Here is a 17,556-nt window from a genome sequence, read left to right on the forward strand (position 1 = left end):
GAGCCCACCATGAGTAACAAACCACAGCGTCTGCATGAAGAAAAATTCGTTATTCGCCTGCCCGACGGGATGCGCGAACGCATCGCGTTGGAAGCACGTGAAAACGCCAGGTCGATGAACTCAGAAATTGTTTATCGGCTGGAGACAACTGCCGAACTTGAAGCTGCTCTGGATCGTGCTTTGAAAATCATTGACCAGCTTTTGGCGGCAAGCCCGGCTTATGAGCAGCCAGGAGCCAGAGTATGAAAGCGTCTTTGGCCCAAACCATGAAAGATAAGCTGTTGCTGCCGGCGTTTGAATCGAAGTCGCCGGTGGCAGCGCGAATGAGCGACCCCATCGTCGATACCCCCATGCTGTTGACTCTCGACGAAACGCTGCCGTATGACGAAAACCCAAGGACGACTCGTAACCCGAAGTACGATGAAATTAAAGAGTCGATACGAAATCGGGGACTCGATACGCCACCTCCCGTCACTCGTAAACCTGGGGAAGATAAGTACCGGATCCGCAACGGCGGCAACACTCGCCTGGCAATTTTAAACGAGTTGTATCGTGAGACCGGCGACGAGAAGTACTTCAAGTTTCACTGCCTATTTCGACCCTGGGACGCCGTTCGGGGCGAAATCATCTCGCTCACCGGCCACTTGGCTGAAAACGACCTCCAAGGCCAGCTCCTGTTCATTGAGCGGGCTATTGGGGTCGACAAAGCGAGAGCGCTGTATGAAACAGAGGCAGGGGAGTCTATCTCATTACGTGAGCTTTCACGGCGGCTGTCAGCGGATGGCTACCCGGTCTCCGCGTCTCACTTGAGTCGTATGCACGACACCATTCGGTACTTACTGCCAGCAATTCCAGGCGCGCTGTACTCTGGACTGGGAGTAGACAGAATCATAAAGCTTCTGTCTTTGCGCAAAACAGCTCTTCAGTGCTGGGATCGCAATTATCAAGAGCAGGAGCAGCACCTTGATTTCGATACGCTTTTCCAAGATGTACTGTCCCAGTTTGAGGGCGACGCTGAAGAATTTCTATTCCAGCGATTTCAGGACGAACTGATAGATCACCTTAAAAAGCCGCTGAACCTCGGCTACGAGCAAATACTGTTGGAAATCACTCAGAACCAGGACCAATTGCGCCGGTCTACGCCGGTTCTTGAGCTGCCACAGTACCCTGCATCGCAATTTGAGGGGGGGACTCAACTTAACGTTTCGAACAATGGCATTGAGGCTAATCAGAACCCTCTACAACTACCCCCTACTACTTCGGGGGGCAGCACACATAAGACGACGCCCTCCAAAGAGAGTCCTTCACCTCAAGGGGTGCAACAGCAACTGGCCCCAACTCCGCAGGAGCAAATGAGCCCACAAGAGCGCCAAGCACGTATCGATGGGCACGTTGCGAGCCCTGTGAAGACTTCTCCCAGAGTCGACAAGATGAAACGGGAGCTCGCTGCGCTTGACGGTGAGGTCTTGCCCGACTTCGCCTCCAATGCCTTGGTGGCCATCCCTGTTCAAGCTGGCGGACTCAATCCCATTTCTGACCTTTGGTACATCGAACGCGAAATAGACAATACCGCGACCCTGCGTCAGCACATCGCTCAATTGGCTCGCGAAATAGCCAGCTCGGTCAAAGCCCCAGGTCAATTTATCGATATCGATGGTGGCGTCGGGTTCAGCTACCGACACCCCGAAGCGGAAGTCGAAATTACTGCCACAGCCCAACATACCTTGACGCTGCTCCAGTCTTTGAGCGGCTCGATGGCCATCGTACTGAAAATGATTCAGCAGCAACCCAAGCTTCAAATCGACGCGTTGGCTGACTTTGAGTTCGCAGCCGGACTGGGCCAGATCTTACTGGGCCAGCCTCACACAAAAGATCAGCCCCCTGAAAGTGAATGCCGTCTCAGCGACGGCGCTCTAGTGAAGCTGTTCCGCATTATTCGTCTCGCAAGACGTTTGATTGACCTGGAAATCCAGTCAGTCGCCAACAACGGTCCGAATTCAGCCAGTTAACACACGGACTCTACAAGGGGGAGTCGTCATGTCCAAGACACCAATAAATGAAGCAATCCTGTCACAGGTGCTTCATCACATGCGTAATGGCCAACTTCGGCGCTGCATCGAAATGGGCCTGGAGCCAGAGATATTGGCTCAGCTCCAACAACCTTCAGTACTGAGCTTGCTGCTTAACACTCCCGTGTCTTGGTGCAACGTCACCATTGATGGGGACATGGTAAAAAAACTACTGTCAGGCGCGCAGCGTTCTGATGAAGAAGTGCGCATGATTGAACGTGCGCTGCGACTTGGCGCGACCACTCAAATGCTGCAACAGTTCTTCGGGCTGTCTCCGCAGGATGTGGCCCTTCAACGCCTAATGATCGGCGTGACGGCACGTCGTGGCCGTTGGCGCGAATTCAGTGAGGAGATGGACGCTCAGCTTTGGTACCGATGGACGCACCTAATGCAAGAGCATCAGGTAGAGCTTGGCGACAGTCTCGCGTTGCTGGACATCGCCATGTTGGTCGCCGAGGAACTCAATGCTCCACAGGATACTAGCCCAGATGAGACCCACGAAAACCTCAGCCTGGCCATCATCTGGCATCGCATTCAGTCCTGGATAAAGGAAGGGCTTTACCCTCCTGCAAACCCTGGCCTTCCGAGAAGGCTACAGCTTGTGTCTTCTCAACGACTTGCACAGCCTGCAGCGACATCGGTGGAAGGTGACTCTGTATTATGAGGTTGTCTCGGCTTCCCTTGTCGACGCTTTTAGACTCGGCCTCGGGTCACCTTGAAGCTCATTTGCTTCAGAAAAAAGAGTCGGCGCCTCCGGGGATTGAAGGGTCTTCCCCCTACTCCGGAATTATTTTCAGCGGGAACCCACACGAAACGGTTCCTCGCCGATTGCTTTTGGATGATCGCTTAACCCCGCTTGAAAGAAACACCTGGCAGGTATTTCGCCTACTGATCAATGACGACGGCCTTACGGCGTTCCCTACCTATGACCAACTGCGGCCATATTTGGGTATGCAACCCGGTAGGCCTGCCTCGCGTGAAACTGTATCAAAAGCATTAGTGACCTTACGTCTCACCCGTTGGCTTAGCCTGGGGCGACGGGTGCGCAATGATCTGAGTGGACAAGTGCAAGGCAACGTCTACCTGCTTCACGACGAACCGGTCACACCGGCCGAAGCTATAGAGTTCGACAAGGACTACTTGCAGCTACTCGCGCAGTCAATGCAGCACCAGACCAAGGTGATTCGCGAAGTGGCAGAAATTGCCTGGAAGGAATTTGCAGCTGATCCTGATGTTGGCCAACGCTTACCTAGCAGGCTGGACATCATCGAATCCCGCATGAATAGCCAGGCCTGGACCAAAGCGCAGGCTCCAGTCGTTCTTAAAGCGACTGAGTTCGGAATCCGAACTCAGCAAAATATAGCTCTATCTCCACTGAGTTCGGATACCGAACTCAGTGAAAAAGGCGAAGAGCGAATCGCTTTGGAGCAGAGTTCGGATGCCGAACTCAGCCGTAAATCACTGAGTTCGGACTTAGTTCGGCATCCGAACTCATATAGTACGTATACAGATACACACAAAGATGTTTGTAAAAGCTCTGTACATGTACCGCCCACACCAAACGACATCGCTGCCGATTTGCTCGGTGCACTGCATCGACTACCGGTCGAGCAAAAACAGAACGCGGTCCTGGCGCTGCAAAAGGTTCCAGCAGAGTTGAAAACCGCGCTCATCAAACAATGGGTCCACCGCTGTGACTCGGGAGGGGTCCGAAACCCGCTTGGATACTTAATGACGCTCGTCGGCATGGCCGTTCGCGGCGATTTCAACAGCCAATGGAACCCTGACGACAAGGCAAAAGCGAGCCCCGAGCGTCAAGACGCTTCAGCCCCGCCAGAGGGCGCAGAGCAGCCGACGAAGACGCTAACGCAGACGCGTAGCCCTGAGTCGATACAAACCGCAAAACACACACTCAGCGGAATGCTGCATCTGCTGAAGCCTAATCGGGGTACACATCCATGATGTCAGGTGGACAACCAGAATATCGTGGTAACGCGGCCCAGAGCGAAGCGGTCGTGACCGGAATCTGTGCCAGCTACACAGCAAGTGTTGCGGCCCGCAACACCCTGACAGGAACCGAAATACGCCGCGGCCGCCACGCAAGTGACTCGGCCCAAATCACTTGCCCAGGATCCGGCATTCGTGCCAGCGACACGGCAAGTGTTGTGGCCCACAACACCCTGACAGCATCCGGCACCGGAGGTGGCCGCCATATAAGTGGTGCGGCCCGCACCACCTTGGCAGGATCCGGCATCCGTGCCGGCGACATGGCAAGTGTTGTGGCCCACAACACCCTGACAGCATCCGGCACCGGAGGTGGCCGCCATATAAGTGGTGCGGCCCGCACCACCTTGGCAGGATCCGGCATCCGTGCCGGCGACACGGCAAGTGTTGTGGCCCACAACACCCTGACAGCATCCGGCACCGGAGGTGGCAGCCATATAAGTGGTGCGGCCCGCACCACCTTGGCAGGATCCGGCATCCGTGCCGGCGACATGGCAAGTGTTGTGGCCCACAACACCCTGACAGCATCCGGCACCGGAGGTGGCAGCCATATAAGTGGTGCGGCCCGCACCACCTTGGCAGGATCCGGCATCCGTGCCGGCGACATGGCAAGTGTTGTGGCCCACAACACCCTGACAGCATCCGGCACCGGAGGTGGCCGCCACGCAAGGGATTCGGTCCGCACCGGCGAGTTTCAGCTCTTCCTATATAGAAGCCTCAACAAATCCCCTTCCATCGGGCTACGTATTTAATGCTGCGTCTCCTATAGCCAAATTGCAGCATGGGTACGTCAATCCTCTTCCCAAGGAAACACTGCACCATGGCTGATAACTTCCGGCTCAACATCGGTTCACTGCGCAGCGATGTGAAGCTCACCCTTCACACTCACCACGCCGCTCGTATATGGATGGGGCGCCCTAAAAATGACCTCAAAGCCGGCATCATTGGTCTGTCAGGGTTCTGCACTGTCGTCAATCGAATGTCTCGAGGCGCCCAACAGGATGATCCCTACTCTGACTGGTGGATGATCCTCCTCGAGGAAAAGATCAACGATTCCAAGGAAGCGTTAAAGACCATCGAAGATCGCCTGGACACAGCCATGGCCTCTCTTCCACCGGCCATCAGCATTAGCGAAAACCTCTCGATCCAGCCTGTCAGCCTCCCGCTGTACATCTCCAATCCCCTGGGATTTCAGGCTGTGTACCTGCTGACGAACTACGACGAAATTGTCAGACGCATTCTGTTGGCCCAGCACGTTGGCCTTGTCGGGCGCCACGATATGGAAACCTGGATCGACGAAGGCGCAGCGGTACTGCGGAGACTGTTTGGTCTGGCCCAGATCTATAAGTACTCAGGCGCTGCCCGCGACGACTTCGCTGCAAACAATGCCAAGGCTGAAGCAGCCCGCAAAATGTACGAGCGGTACGGTGAGCTGCCACAAGACATCCTGGAAGGCACCCGCCGTTCGAATTTCGCGCCACCGATCATCCGCGGTCAGCAGCAAACCGAGACGGATGATCATCTCGATGACCCCGTTGAGGGTTAAAGAGCATGGGCCAGATTCCCTCCAATGATGGGTCGCTGCAACAGACCGCCTTCCGGCCACTGCAACAGGAAGCCTTTCAGCGACTGCAACAGGCTGCCTCACTAAAGGGCCTTTTAAAGCCTTTTAAAGGTAAGGGGGAGCTGACCCAATTTGCCGATCTTTGCCGAGCTCAAGAATCGGACTTAAAAGCTCTTGCCCAGGAAGTGCTGAGCCAGGCCCGCCGATATCCATTCACCCTAGTTCCAGTGCGGTTGACTGAGCAGAACACCCAAGCCGGCACCCAGTTTTTGAGATGGCAGCAGGTGACAGATCGGCGGATGGGCGTAGGGGTTTGGGCAGAAATGATGGGCTCACCCAGAACACCGGAATCCATGCTGCAGGATCTTTACGTGATGGAGCTGCAGCGCATCACCTTGAATATGCAAATGAGTTTGCTGCACTCGATCACCAAACAGGCCGCCGAGTGCGCAGAAAAAATGGGCCAGGCAGAGGCCGTGTATACCGCTCGCCTGCAGCAGCTCAACAACCCAACGCAACACCAATAACCTCGGAGAATACTCATGGGCACGCCCGTACAAGGCTGGGAAGGCAATATCGGTTCTGCACCGGAATTCAAAGAATTCCCCAACGGCAATAAAGACCCACGTCGACTCATGCGAGCCAACGTTTACTTCGACAATTCGATTCCGGATGGCAAAGGCGGCTACGAAGATCGTGGCGGTTTTTGGGCGAATGTGGAGTGGTGGCACAAGGACGCCGAGCATTATTCGCAACTGTTCCAGAAAGGTATGCGAGTGCTGGTTTCCGGTCGCGCCGTTATGGACCGTTGGAAGAACGACGATGGCGAATTCGAAGCTTTGAAAATCCAGGCCAGCCGGGTCGGCATGCTGCCACACCGCGTGACCATGGTGAATCTGGCGCCTTCGCAAAACCAGAATTCGCAACAGTCCAACAGACCCGAATCGCGGCCGCAGCCAGCTCCAGGCCCGGATGAATATCCAGATACCGATCCACCGCAATTCTGAAAACAGGGGCTTAATTTTTCGGCCCATTCGTGTAGCTGTCGGTGTTGGGGGAAACAGCTCATCGTTTCCCCCGACCTCATTAGAGAACCACTACAAATTAGGACGTGCCGATGGATGAAGTTTTGAGGGACCCAACAGGGTACGTTGTCATTGGCGCAGAGCACCCAGCTTTAGGCCGTGTTTACTGGGCTTACTTTGATGAAAGCGAGGTGAATGCTCCGGACTACTACGGGCTCACCCTGGACATAAACCGAGCATCATGGGCTCCAGTTGGGTGGCGAACGGGAGAGTATCTGATGGGGGGCCGTGGAGAGACAGACCTTGATACCTGGCAAGCCCGCCGATTTATCAACACCTTGCTCGATGAATACCGCTTAGATACTGAATACCGCGTCGACTTTGACGACGACGACGAAATGACTGAACACTTATACGGCAAGCTGGAACAACTACGTGTTCAAAGCGGACAATCCACTCAGGACTTCATCGCGTGGATCAGAGTTGCGAACTGGACGGACGAGCCAGCTTCGAATTGACATCAAACCGCCAATTGGTTGGCAAAAAATCGCGCCATTCGTTAACTTTCAGGTTGAGTCACACTTCCATTCGGCTATCTCAAGCACAGAAGTTTAAAACTTCCGTTTTTGATGCAAAAAAATGCGCTATTCGTGATGTTACTGTCTGATAGATCTGTTCTTCGGGGACCGATAGCCAATGGCGCAATCTCGAACTTCTTTGAAACCAGCAGATAGGCGGCAATTCAATAACCCCCATACTGCCGTTCAAATAGCCGGTGCTGACGCCGCCCGAAAAGGGCTACGGGTGTATGACTGCCCTTACCACCATCCTGCGATGCGCGCGTCGTGGCTAAAGGGCTTTGCCCAGGAACAGCAGCTGACGCTGGACCTCTAGCCGCTAAAAGCCTCCCGTTGTGCATTGACCATTTCCCATTGAAGCCTTACCTGCCATGACGTGACAGTCCCGCTCTGCATAATTGAGAAGGGGCACACCGTGAAGCTATTGATCATCGAGGCACCTGGGAAGCTGAAAAAGCTTCAGCCAATGATGAAGAAACTGCGCCCAGGCGAACACTGGTTGGTTGTCGCCAGTGGTGGGCACATACGTGACTTGCCCGCCAGAGGGCAGGACGACAGCATGATCACCACAGGCGTCCGCAAAAATTACACACCGGTGTACGAGATCCTGGATAAGAGCGCCAAGGCCGTGCGGACCATCAAGGCCGCAGCTAAACAGGCCGATGAAATCTACCTCGCAACCGATCCGGATCGCGAAGGTGAAAGCATCAGCTGGCACATCCAGCAGGTACTGGCGGTCAAATCCTACAAACGCATCACCTTCAATGAAATCACCCTGAAGCGTGTCGCAGAGGCTCTAGCCAATCCTCGCCAAATCGATTTGAACAGAGTCGCGTCACAAGAATGCCGGCGTGTACTTGATCGTTTGGTGGGTTACCTGGTGACTCAGGAGCTACGCCGACTGATGGGCAAGCCCACCTCTGCAGGCCGCGTGCAATCGCCTGCCGTATACCTGGTGGTTTTGCGCGAGCGCGAGATCCGCAACTTTCAGGTAATCAACCACTTCGGTGTGCGTCTGAACTTTGTGGATATGAATCAGGGCACCACCTGGTATGCAGACTGGCAACCGGTACCGGATTTCGCGAGCAAAGACTTTCCTTACGTTCAAGATGCCAACCTGGCCCGACTCGTCGCCGGCACACGTAATGTCGTCGTCGAGTCCTGTGAAGACCGCAAGGCCGAGCGCCACCCACCCGCGCCCTTCATCTCTTCCACCCTTCAACAAGCAGCCAGCAACGCCTTGAAATGGGACCCGGACAAGACCATGCAAGTCGCCCAGCGATTGTATGAACAAGGCGTGATCACCTACCACAGGACGGATAATCCCAACGTACCAGACGAGGCCATGGAGGATATTAGAACCGTAGCTAGATCTATCGGATTGAAGACCGTCGACGAGCGACGTACATTCAAGGCCGCCGAAGGCGCGCAGGAAGGCCACCCCGCTATTACCCCGACGCATTGGGCTGATACAAAAGCTGGTGAGAACGACGAGGAACTCGCCCTGTACAAGTTGATTTGGGTCCGGGCGCTGGCCAGCCAGATCGAAGCGGCGGTATTCGACGTGCGTGCTGTAAAACTGCTCGCGGTTGGCCCAAATGGTAAGGCTTTGCGATTCAATGCAACTGGTGAAACCCTTTTTCATCCTGGGTGGCGGAAACTGCTCAAGGGCGATGACACAGACGATGAGGAAGATGGAGCAGCGAGCAACCCAGTTCCTGCACTCACACCAAAACAGATCATCTCTGTGCACAACGGAGAACTGCTGAAGAAGAAAACTCAGCCGCCATCCCGCTACACCAAGGCCAGTCTAATCAAAGAAATGGAGCGCCGCGGTATTGGTCGTCCCAGCACGTTCGCCTCGATCTTGAAGAACATCACCAGCAAAGGAATGATTGAGGAAAAAAGCCGCAAGCTGGTACCGGCGCCGCTGGGGGAGGAAACAATCGCGAAGCTGGAAGGGTTCTACAGTTTCGTGGAGCTCGATTTTACGAGGGAGCTGGAGCGGGATTTGGACAAAGTCGCCCAGGGCCAAGACACCTATGGAGCTGTCGTTGCGCGTCTGCATAGACGCCTGGAAGAGGAACTGTCTCAGCAACGTGGAATGCCGAGTGTGCCGATGGCGTCCGCTCCACGCCCAGCCACAGCAGGTGGCGCTTTCAACTGTCCCAAGTGCAATCAACCCCTCGCAAGGCGACAAAAAAAAGGGGGCGGTGGCTATGACTTTTGGGGTTGCACAGGCTTCAAATCGAATGGATGCAAGGTGAGTTTTCCAAACTTGAATGGCAAACCAGATCTCAATAAACCCAGAGGGGTGTGACTTCTGCCATTGCCGATATAAATCACCGACAACGCCGTTACGCATTAACCCTAGAAGCCCACCATTCCTATACCTGACAGTCCTCTGCGAAATTGCAGAGGAGGTCATGGGTGAGCGTACAGAAGAGACAATCGGTGGTGGGGCTGCGCATCTTAGCGCCGAAGCTGGAGAAGTTCTCAGACCGGCAAATTGAAGTCGCCCAGACCTGGGCTTTACAATTTAACGTACCGCCCTCCCAGCTGACCTCCTTCATCGATACCTATCTGAGTTCCACTGTCCATACTCGTTGCTGGTGCGTAGCCCTGCCCTCTACAGATGATCAAACACGGCGGCTCCTGGCCAGAATCGGCGATCACCTCCAGTACTTCGATGGTCATCAGGTTAAGGCCTGCAAAATCTTCAGCAAGGACCGCGTGCATAAGAGAAAACCCACCGCAATGGTGGCCCAGCAGCTACTGCTCAGGTTTGAAAAACGCTGGTATGCAGACGTCCTACTGACCTCCTTCTGCAAGTCTGCTGGAGAGAGGGCGAAAGCCCTTTCGATTGAAGATCTAGGAAGCTTTAATCGCCGCGGCTTCGATTGGACGGCGAGCAACAATCGGTACTTCAATCCCCGCACCCGATTTTACCTGAAGCAGATTGGCAGCACGCTGAAGCAGTTTTGCCAGTGTCTGGACCAAGAGCTTTTATTCGCCATTCGTTCAGCGCAATGTCCCTCACCCAAGCTCTATAACTGGCTGGCTCAAGGTGACCGAAAACGCCGCCTTCAGGCCCTAAAAGCCCAGCCAGTACTGATTCCACTTCTGGTACTAGCAGATCAATGGCCGTGGCCGTGGGATGGGCAGCAGCAGGTATACATGAACTGCCCATGGGATGAACTTCAGGCGTGGCGCCCATACTGGAGTGAGGACCGTTATTTGATTTCCGCTGAAGAGTGCCTGGTAGGTCGCATAGCCGACGCGGGCCTCCCCCTTTCCGACACACTGGCTTGGCTGCTACAGGCGCCGCGCGCTGCAGTGCGCTACCTGGGTCAACAGCGGGTATTCGATACCGGCAGTGCATTGACCCGTATCAGCCGCGAGGGGCCACAAGGACCCTGGCATCGACTGCTGCTGGGAGCCTCACTGGGCAATCGCCGTCCTCTTAAAAAAGCGCACTGGATCACTCTCTTCGCGCTGCTGGATAAAATCCCGTATCAACTGCTGGATCAAACGCAGGACTGGAACAGGCTGCTGTCAGGGTGTCCAACTGATTGGTCGGACGACAATTGGTCCAAAATCGCCGACGACTTTCGAGACCTGAACGAGCTCTTTAACAACGTTGATGAGAGCGACGGACCAGCTTCTGGTGAAGCACTGCAGAAACTCAAAAGCTTCATTGCTACTGCTTCCTATCACCAGATCGCCAGCTTGGTGAATGGCTTTCACCTCGCGTTGATAGACATCCGTGAGGCTTTAGATGCAGTAGATCCACAAACAAGAACAGACTCTTTAACGCCCTGGAAGCCGCTGCTTTATTCAACCAGCACACCCCTCGTGAGTCCAAATGGGCTGCAAATTATCGAACTGAAGTGCCCCGCCGATCTTGATGCGGAACATCGAGCGCTGGGCCATTGCATTGATGGTTACGACTACAGTGCTTATCGGGGCATCTGCCGTCTTTTTTCGGTTCGCGAAAACGGGAAATCGTTGGCCTCTGCAGAAATCCAAATGGATGAAAGTGCCTGGGGCGAAACGTTAGCAAAATTGACTCCCAAACACCTGGTGACGATACAACTGAGAGGGCTCCGCAATCGCACACCTAAGTCGGGCTCCAGGGTTGACCGGGCCTATCAATGGTTTTGGGCAAAGATCAAATCGGGTGAGCTCGCCATTAACCTGGAATGGCCCGACCAAACACTATCCATGTCGCGCTATACAAATCGAAACCGGAAAAAAATGCATGCCCAGGCCTGTGCGGAATGGATCAACCAACGATTGAGCAGGACATGAGTCGTCCACGTCTGATGAACCGCCGGCAGGACCTGGTCGAAAAAGTCATTTTTGACGGCTATGACTTCGGGGTCTTAATGCAATACGTTGAGGGTGCGAACCGGCTGTTTCTCGAACGTAATGGTTTCTATATTCGGCGTGCCGAGCATCCTCAACATCGCTATTGGCGATTACCAAAAGGCAAGTTGCTGGATGACCTGGATGTGCTCTTCCACCGTTTGATGGAGTTGTCCGAGGACCGTTTCAATGAAAGTTGGGAGACGTTTTCACATAAAATCACAGCCGCACAAAACGACCCAGATCGGCAGGCATTCACGTGGGGGCTGACCTTTCGGATAGCTCCACTCGTTCAGGGCGGGATCCTGCTGTCAGGTGACTACCATCCTGGCGCGGTCGCCGTTTCAAGGCGCATGCACGGCGTGTTTCTCGGGCATTCCAAGTCCTGGCGCATTGACGCTGGTGCGGAAGTGGTGCGAAGCAACTTGATCCTGGAGCTTGGATTGTCGGAGGATCAGTTCGAAATCCTCGACACCGTGCAAGAGCTGCTGACCGACGGATCCGTTGTTCCAGCTGATGAAATCACCCGCATCAGTCTTGGTGGACCGCCACAAGAGCGCGCAGCAAAAGCGGCTGACGATAGCACCTCAACCGATGTGTATTTAGCCGCGGTGCCCTCAATCGAGCGCACCGGGTCCACTACCGAACAGATTAACCAGGCATTGGCTGGTTATTCTTTACTGGACCATCAACCGGCAGGCATCCGGCACTTGCTACAGCGCACAAGCGCCTTGCTTGCGGATGACATGGGGCTTGGTAAAACTCGCCAAGCAATCATTGCCGCTGCAATCCGAGCAGCTAATAGACCCATCTTGGTTATCACCCTGTCGACGTTGATCATCAACTGGCAACGCGAAATCCAGATGGTGTATCCCAAGGCCACTATCGGCCAACAGGTCTTTGATCCCTCTTCGCAATGGATTATCACCAACTACGAACGCCTTGGCGATTTTGTTCTGCATGCAGGACACTTTGAAGTGATGATCATCGACGAGGCGCACCGCCTGAAAGAGCCGACCGCCGCGTGGACACGTCACGGCTTCGACATTGCCGCCAAGATACCCAACCGTTACCTGCTGACGGGTACGCCAGTCCTCAACCGAGAATCTGAGCTGCACACGCTGCTACGGCTATCCGGCCACCCCGTTGGGAAACTGCCCTTGAAAGAATTCTGCGAACAGTTCGCCGGCAGTCAGGATTTCCGCATGAATCTGCGGGGCGCAATCGGCGATTGGATGCTCCGTCGACGCAAGGATGTCTTGCCCGGTCTCAAGGGCAAACAGCGCCAAACTTTACCCATCGAACTCACTGCTGAAGAGCGCAAGCAATACGATCAAATTCGGCTCGAAGACAGGCCTAGCCTCGCCAGGTTGGGATCACTGCGTCAGTTGCTTGAGCAGGTAAAGATTCGTGTCGTAATGGATCTGCTGTGCGAACTGGACGCGGAGGACAAAGTAATCTTGTTCTGTGAGTTCAAGGATACGGTAGGAACACTTCGCACTCGGTGCAAGCAAGCTGAGTACGGGTGCGTCACGGTTGTCGGCAGTGACTCTGTAGGCAAACGGCAGAAGGCGATCGATCAATTCCAAAGTGATCCAGAAACCCGCGTCTTTGCCGCCACTACCTCCGCTGCCGGCACCGGCAACAACCTCACTGCGGCCAACTATGTGATGTTCCTGGGCCTCCCCTGGACGCCTGGACTGCAGGACCAGGCTGAGGACAGGGCCTACCGCAATGGGCAATTGCGCATGGTCGTGGTGAAAATCCCGCTGGTGGAAAACACAATCGACCAGATGCTTTGGCAAATGCTGCAGGATAAGCGTCAGTTGGCAAGTGACCTCATTGAGCCCGACGCGGCCGGCAACGCGAGACAAGCATTGGCGACCAATTTGTAGATCTGCGGTATATCACTGCTTCTTAGTGGCTGAGACCTTGTAAACGTACTTGGAACCATTACTTTTGTTTTCTGGAATCTAATAGGCCTCCCCATCGGCAACAATAGTTTCGTTCGATATCTGCAAACTTCCGAAAGTGGCAAATCTATTTCGATTTTACCCACTTTGCTCGTATTCATTTCGAGGAGTCGAACATAATTGACTTTGTTACGTATTAGAATCTTCCCATCGCTCATAATGGCCGTCGAGACCCATTCAGAAGAGACTGATCTCACTGAAAGGCACGGACAGTTTTGGCGGACTCGTTGAATCCAGCGCGATACGCCAATATCCAACATCATGCCAAGCGCCATGCTTGAATCCTACTTCTGGATACGTACCGATGTGAGCGAAGCCTAGTGCTTCATGCAGCCCCACGCTGCCATCGTTTGGCAGCGCGATCCCGGCAAAGGCTGCGTGAAACCCTTGCCTTTTCAATGTCGGCAGCAACACGCCATACAGTGCCCGGCCGACCCCGCTACGGTGCGCTTCTGGCGATATATAAACGGTGACGTCGACCGACCAGCGATAGGCCTCACGAGCCCGGTGCTGACTGGCATATGCATAGCCGATGAGCTGGCCGTCTCGCTCCGCTACCAGATACGGGTAAGTCGGCAAAGTCGACCCAATCCGCTTGGCCATCTCTTCGACTGTGGGCGGCTCAAGCTCAAACGAAATCGCCGTATGCTCAACCATCGGTGCGTAAATTGCCTGGATGGCTTGAGCGTCCGAAATCTGCGCAATCCTTACTGTGGTGTTGCTCATCCTCTATCCCCTTGGTCGCTCAAATCGATCTTTGATTGACTCGTTTCGAGAGTGCTTCGGCGCTTTCCTTGCGCTCCGAATAGCGGTCTACCAAATACGTTTCCCGGCCCCGAACCATCAGCGTGAACTTCATCAGTTCCTCCATCACGTCCACAACACGGTCGTAGTAGGCGGATGGCTTCATACGCCCTGCGTCGTCGAACTCCAGAAAGGCTTTGGGTACTGACGACTGGTTTGGGATGGTGATCATCCGCATCCAGCGCCCGAGGATCCTAAGCTGGTTTACCGTGTTGAAGGACTGTGATCCACCGCAGACCTGCATGACGGCCAACGTCTTGCCCTGGCTGGGGCGGACAGCGCCCAACGTGAGAGGTATCCAGTCTATTTGGGCTTTGAATACAGCAGACATTGCACCGTGACGCTCTGGCGAACACCACACCTGTCCCTCTGACCACAGAACCAGATCCCGCAGCTCTTTAACCTTTGGATGGTCTTCCGGAGCGTCATCAGGGAGAGGCAGACCCGAGGGATCAAAGATGACGGTCTCGGCTCCCATTAGGGTCAGGATGCGCGCGGCCTCTTGGGTCAGCAGCCTGCTGAAAGAGCGCTCACGGGTTGAGCCATACAGCAACAAGATGCGTGGTTTGTGAGTCGGTTGCTCGTTGCCTTGCAGGCGATCCAGTGTGACGAAGTCGATTAGCGACTGATCCAGATTAGGTAGATCCAGGCTGCTTTCCGAGGAAAATTCGTCCATTACAGTTCACCTATTTGATCTAGCTCGCGCTTCAGTTCCTGCGGTGTGAGCGCCGAATGATCCAAGCTGAAGAATGCCTCGAAACGCTTTTTAATCTGGACGACGGTCGCGTCAAATGCGGCTTGGATGTCGCTGTCTGTGCCTTCTACATCGGAAGGGTCGGCGAGGCCCCAGTGGCTTTTGACAGCAGGCCCGAAATAGACCGGGCAGGGTTCGCCTCCAGCCTTATCACACACGGTGATCACCACATCCGGTGGTGAGTCCGAAAACACCTCTGAGCCTTTGCTGTAGAGATCTGTGGTGTCGATACCAAGCGCTTGCAACGTACTCACGGCGCGTGGATTCAGTTGTCCGCTTGGGAAGCTGCCCGAACTGACGGCGTTAAAACCGCTCGGGGCCAGGTGGTTGAACAACCCCTCCGAGAGAACGCTCCGGCAGCTGTTTGCCGTACACATAAATAGCACTTTCATGGGTTTCTCCTAGACAGGGATGCTCAGCCGCGACGCCAGTGCCACCAGCGTTACCAGCAAGATAGGGAGGGTGAGGATGCTGCCGACTTTGAAGTAGTAACCCCAGGTGATGCGGATATTTTTCTGCGCTAGCACATGCAGCCACAGCAACGTGGCCAGGCTTCCGATGGGCGTGATCTTGGGGCCAAGATCGCAACCGATGACGTTGGCGTAGATCATGGCCTCACGTACCAGTCCTGTAGCGTCGCTGCCCTGAATGGACAGAGCGCCGATAAGCACACTCGGCATGTTGTTCATGATCGAGGACAACAGCGCAGCGGTGATACCGGTGCCCAAGGTAGCGGCCCATAGGCCATGCTCGGCAAATATGTTCAGCAGCCCCGAGAGCGAGTCGGTTAGGCCAGCATTACGCAGGCCATAGACCACCAGATACATGCCCAGCGAAAACACGACAATTTGCCAGGGCGCGTCCTTGATGACCCTTCTCGTGGAGATGATTTGGCCTTTACCTGCGATGACCAGCAGGATCATTGCACACGCAGCAGCAACAGCGCTGATGGGGATACCTAACGGCTCCAGTGCGAACAGACCAACCAGCAGCAGGCCAAGTACCCACCAGCCAGCAATGAAGGTCGCCCGATCTCGAATCACCGACTCCGGGGCCTCAAGCTGATCCGCGTCGTACTGGGCGGGAATGTCCTTGCGATAGAACATCCAGAGCATGAACAGTGTCGCGGCCACGGCCACTAGGTTCACTGGCCACATGACAGAAGCGTATTCACCGAAACCCACGCCAAAAAAGTCTGCCGAAACGATGTTCACCAGGTTGGACACCACCATCGGCAGACTGGCGGTATCAGCGATGAAGCCTGCGGCCATCACGAATGCCAAGGTGGATGCCGGGCTGAAGCGAAGCGCCGTCAGCATCGCGATGACGATTGGGGTCAGAATCAGTGCGGCTCCATCATTGGCGAACAGTGCCGAAACGGCTGCACCGAGCAGGATCATCAGCGCAAACAGACGTCCGCCTTTGCCCCGACCCCAGCGAGCGACATGAAGCGCCGCCCATTTGAAGAATCCCGCTTCATCGAGCAACAAACTGATGATGATCACAGCAATGAAGGTCGCGGTAGCGTTCCAGACGATGTGCCACACAACCGGCACATCCCCTAGACTTACGGCGCCAGTCAGTAGTGCCAGAACGGCACCCGCTGCCGCGCTCCAGCCGACACCTAACCCCTTGGGTTGCCAGATAACAAAGACGAGCGTAACTACGAAAATCGATGCTGCGATGAGCATGAGTATGTTCCAGATCAGGATGTCAGCAGCAGGAGGCTTGGCGCACGGGTCTGTCTTCCATGGAAGCCAGCCGTCCTTGATGGTCGTTAACCCAGGACTGGTGTGCCTGCGTAGTGACGTTCAGAACATCCAGTGCCCACTGTTCAAGCTCGGGATGCAGCCGGTAGTAAACCCACTGACCCTGCCTCCGATCTGCGAGTAACCCGCAAGCACGCAGTTGGGCAAGATGCCTGGAGACCTTCGACTGGTTATCGTCCAGTGCCCAGATTAACTCGCACACGCACAACTCACCCTCAGCCGAAAGCATGAGCATGATCCGGGCGCGAGTTTCATCACCCAAGCACTTGAAGAATGTGTGTGGTGTAAGGCTCATAAGCAATCGCTCTGCATATGTGGATAATCGAATATGCAGATTTAACCACGTTCAGCCTGCTTGCACAAATGCCTGTGGCGGGAGTTAACGATGGGGATCAATGCTCACCGGTCGACCACAGGGTAACGACCAGGAGGGATTAACAATCGCCTCAGCACGCGGACGGAGATTTGATGTTCGAATGGATGTTCGCTGAACGCGATTTTGGATTCATTACTCTAGGCGTAATGGCAGGATAGCTGGTCAGGTCGAATGCAATTGAGTGGTCAGCGTGAATGCAAATGAATGCTCAGCGTGAATGGAAATGGGTGATCAGATACTAGGTAATTTTCCACCTCGGTCGCGTCATCTTT

General features: G+C 54.8%; 18 protein-coding genes. 13 read left to right on the forward strand and 5 right to left on the reverse strand.

Annotated elements, in window-relative coordinates; all coding sequences use genetic code 11:
• Positions 1-9: 9 nt before the first annotated feature.
• From CRN80_RS31970 to CRN80_RS03860, 13 genes are all read left to right on the forward strand, one after another.
• A complete protein-coding gene (locus CRN80_RS31970; protein WP_008437327.1) occupies positions 10-246 on the forward strand; it encodes an Arc family DNA-binding protein in 237 nt (78 codons plus the stop codon).
• Positions 243-2,009, forward strand: a complete 1,767-nt coding sequence (locus CRN80_RS03810) for a ParB family protein (RefSeq protein WP_008437328.1) — start codon at positions 243-245, stop codon at positions 2,007-2,009. The genes CRN80_RS31970 and CRN80_RS03810 overlap by 4 nt, the downstream gene beginning before the upstream one ends.
• Positions 2,010-2,037: 28 nt before the next feature.
• Entirely contained in the window at positions 2,038-2,733 is a 696-nt protein-coding gene (locus tag CRN80_RS03815) for a DUF2857 domain-containing protein (RefSeq protein WP_008437329.1), read from the forward strand.
• On the forward strand, positions 2,730-4,031 hold the full coding sequence (locus tag CRN80_RS03820) for an STY4528 family pathogenicity island replication protein (protein ID WP_019816979.1): 1,302 nt from the start codon (positions 2,730-2,732) through the stop codon (positions 4,029-4,031). Before CRN80_RS03815 ends, CRN80_RS03820 begins: the two co-directional genes overlap by 4 nt.
• A 53-nt stretch (positions 4,032-4,084) precedes the next feature.
• Complete coding sequence (locus CRN80_RS30400) at positions 4,085-4,825, forward strand: hypothetical protein (RefSeq protein ID WP_138183495.1); 741 nt, start codon at positions 4,085-4,087, stop codon at positions 4,823-4,825.
• 68 nt (positions 4,826-4,893) lie between these two features.
• The gene (locus tag CRN80_RS03825; protein ID WP_008437331.1) at positions 4,894-5,619 is read left to right on the forward strand and encodes a PFL_4669 family integrating conjugative element protein; all 726 of its coding nucleotides are present in this window, start codon (positions 4,894-4,896) and stop codon (positions 5,617-5,619) included.
• A gap of 5 nt (positions 5,620-5,624) precedes the next feature.
• On the forward strand, positions 5,625-6,164 hold the full coding sequence (locus tag CRN80_RS03830; protein WP_008437334.1) for a DUF3158 family protein: 540 nt from the start codon (positions 5,625-5,627) through the stop codon (positions 6,162-6,164).
• Positions 6,165-6,179: 15 nt separating this feature from the next.
• Entirely contained in the window at positions 6,180-6,644 is a 465-nt protein-coding gene (locus CRN80_RS03835; protein WP_008437336.1) for a single-stranded DNA-binding protein, read from the forward strand.
• Positions 6,645-6,754: 110 nt separating this feature from the next.
• On the forward strand, positions 6,755-7,180 hold the full coding sequence (locus CRN80_RS03840; protein ID WP_008437339.1) for a hypothetical protein: 426 nt from the start codon (positions 6,755-6,757) through the stop codon (positions 7,178-7,180).
• A 178-nt stretch (positions 7,181-7,358) separates the two neighbouring features.
• A complete protein-coding gene (locus CRN80_RS03845) occupies positions 7,359-7,556 on the forward strand; it encodes a CrpP family ICE-associated protein (protein WP_073845721.1) in 198 nt (65 codons plus the stop codon).
• 99 nt (positions 7,557-7,655) lie between these two features.
• The gene (topA, locus tag CRN80_RS03850) at positions 7,656-9,560 is read left to right on the forward strand and encodes a type I DNA topoisomerase (RefSeq protein ID WP_008437341.1); all 1,905 of its coding nucleotides are present in this window, start codon (positions 7,656-7,658) and stop codon (positions 9,558-9,560) included.
• A 110-nt stretch (positions 9,561-9,670) separates the two neighbouring features.
• Positions 9,671-11,551, forward strand: a complete 1,881-nt coding sequence (locus CRN80_RS03855) for a hypothetical protein (RefSeq protein WP_019818088.1) — start codon at positions 9,671-9,673, stop codon at positions 11,549-11,551.
• Positions 11,548-13,503, forward strand: a complete 1,956-nt coding sequence (locus tag CRN80_RS03860; protein ID WP_024073377.1) for a DEAD/DEAH box helicase — start codon at positions 11,548-11,550, stop codon at positions 13,501-13,503. Before CRN80_RS03855 ends, CRN80_RS03860 begins: the two co-directional genes overlap by 4 nt.
• Positions 13,504-13,758: 255 nt before the next feature.
• Here CRN80_RS03860 and CRN80_RS03865 read toward each other — a convergent pair whose 3' ends face one another.
• Genes CRN80_RS03865 through CRN80_RS03885 form a run of 5 tightly spaced genes read right to left on the reverse strand, consistent with a single transcriptional unit; the run spans position 13,759 to position 17,203 of the window.
• Entirely contained in the window at positions 13,759-14,307 is a 549-nt protein-coding gene (locus CRN80_RS03865; protein WP_008437347.1) for an arsinothricin resistance N-acetyltransferase ArsN1 family B, read from the reverse strand.
• Between the two features lie 19 nt (positions 14,308-14,326).
• The gene (gene arsH / locus CRN80_RS03870) at positions 14,327-15,061 is read right to left on the reverse strand and encodes an arsenical resistance protein ArsH (RefSeq protein ID WP_008437348.1); all 735 of its coding nucleotides are present in this window, start codon (positions 15,059-15,061) and stop codon (positions 14,327-14,329) included.
• The gene (locus CRN80_RS03875; protein WP_008437349.1) at positions 15,061-15,531 is read right to left on the reverse strand and encodes an arsenate reductase ArsC; all 471 of its coding nucleotides are present in this window, start codon (positions 15,529-15,531) and stop codon (positions 15,061-15,063) included. Before CRN80_RS03875 ends, arsH begins: the two co-directional genes overlap by 1 nt.
• Before the next feature lie 9 nt (positions 15,532-15,540).
• Positions 15,541-16,830 (reverse strand): arsenic transporter, encoded by a 1,290-nt coding sequence (locus CRN80_RS03880; RefSeq protein ID WP_008437350.1) that lies wholly within the window; start codon positions 16,828-16,830, stop codon positions 15,541-15,543.
• Between the two features lie 22 nt (positions 16,831-16,852).
• Positions 16,853-17,203 (reverse strand): metalloregulator ArsR/SmtB family transcription factor, encoded by a 351-nt coding sequence (locus CRN80_RS03885; RefSeq protein WP_008437351.1) that lies wholly within the window; start codon positions 17,201-17,203, stop codon positions 16,853-16,855.
• Positions 17,204-17,556 lie beyond the last annotated feature (353 nt).

Origin of the sequence: Pseudomonas sp. FDAARGOS_380, assembly GCF_002591235.1 — a bacterium.
Lineage (GTDB): Bacteria > Pseudomonadota > Gammaproteobacteria > Pseudomonadales > Pseudomonadaceae > Aquipseudomonas > Aquipseudomonas salmasensis.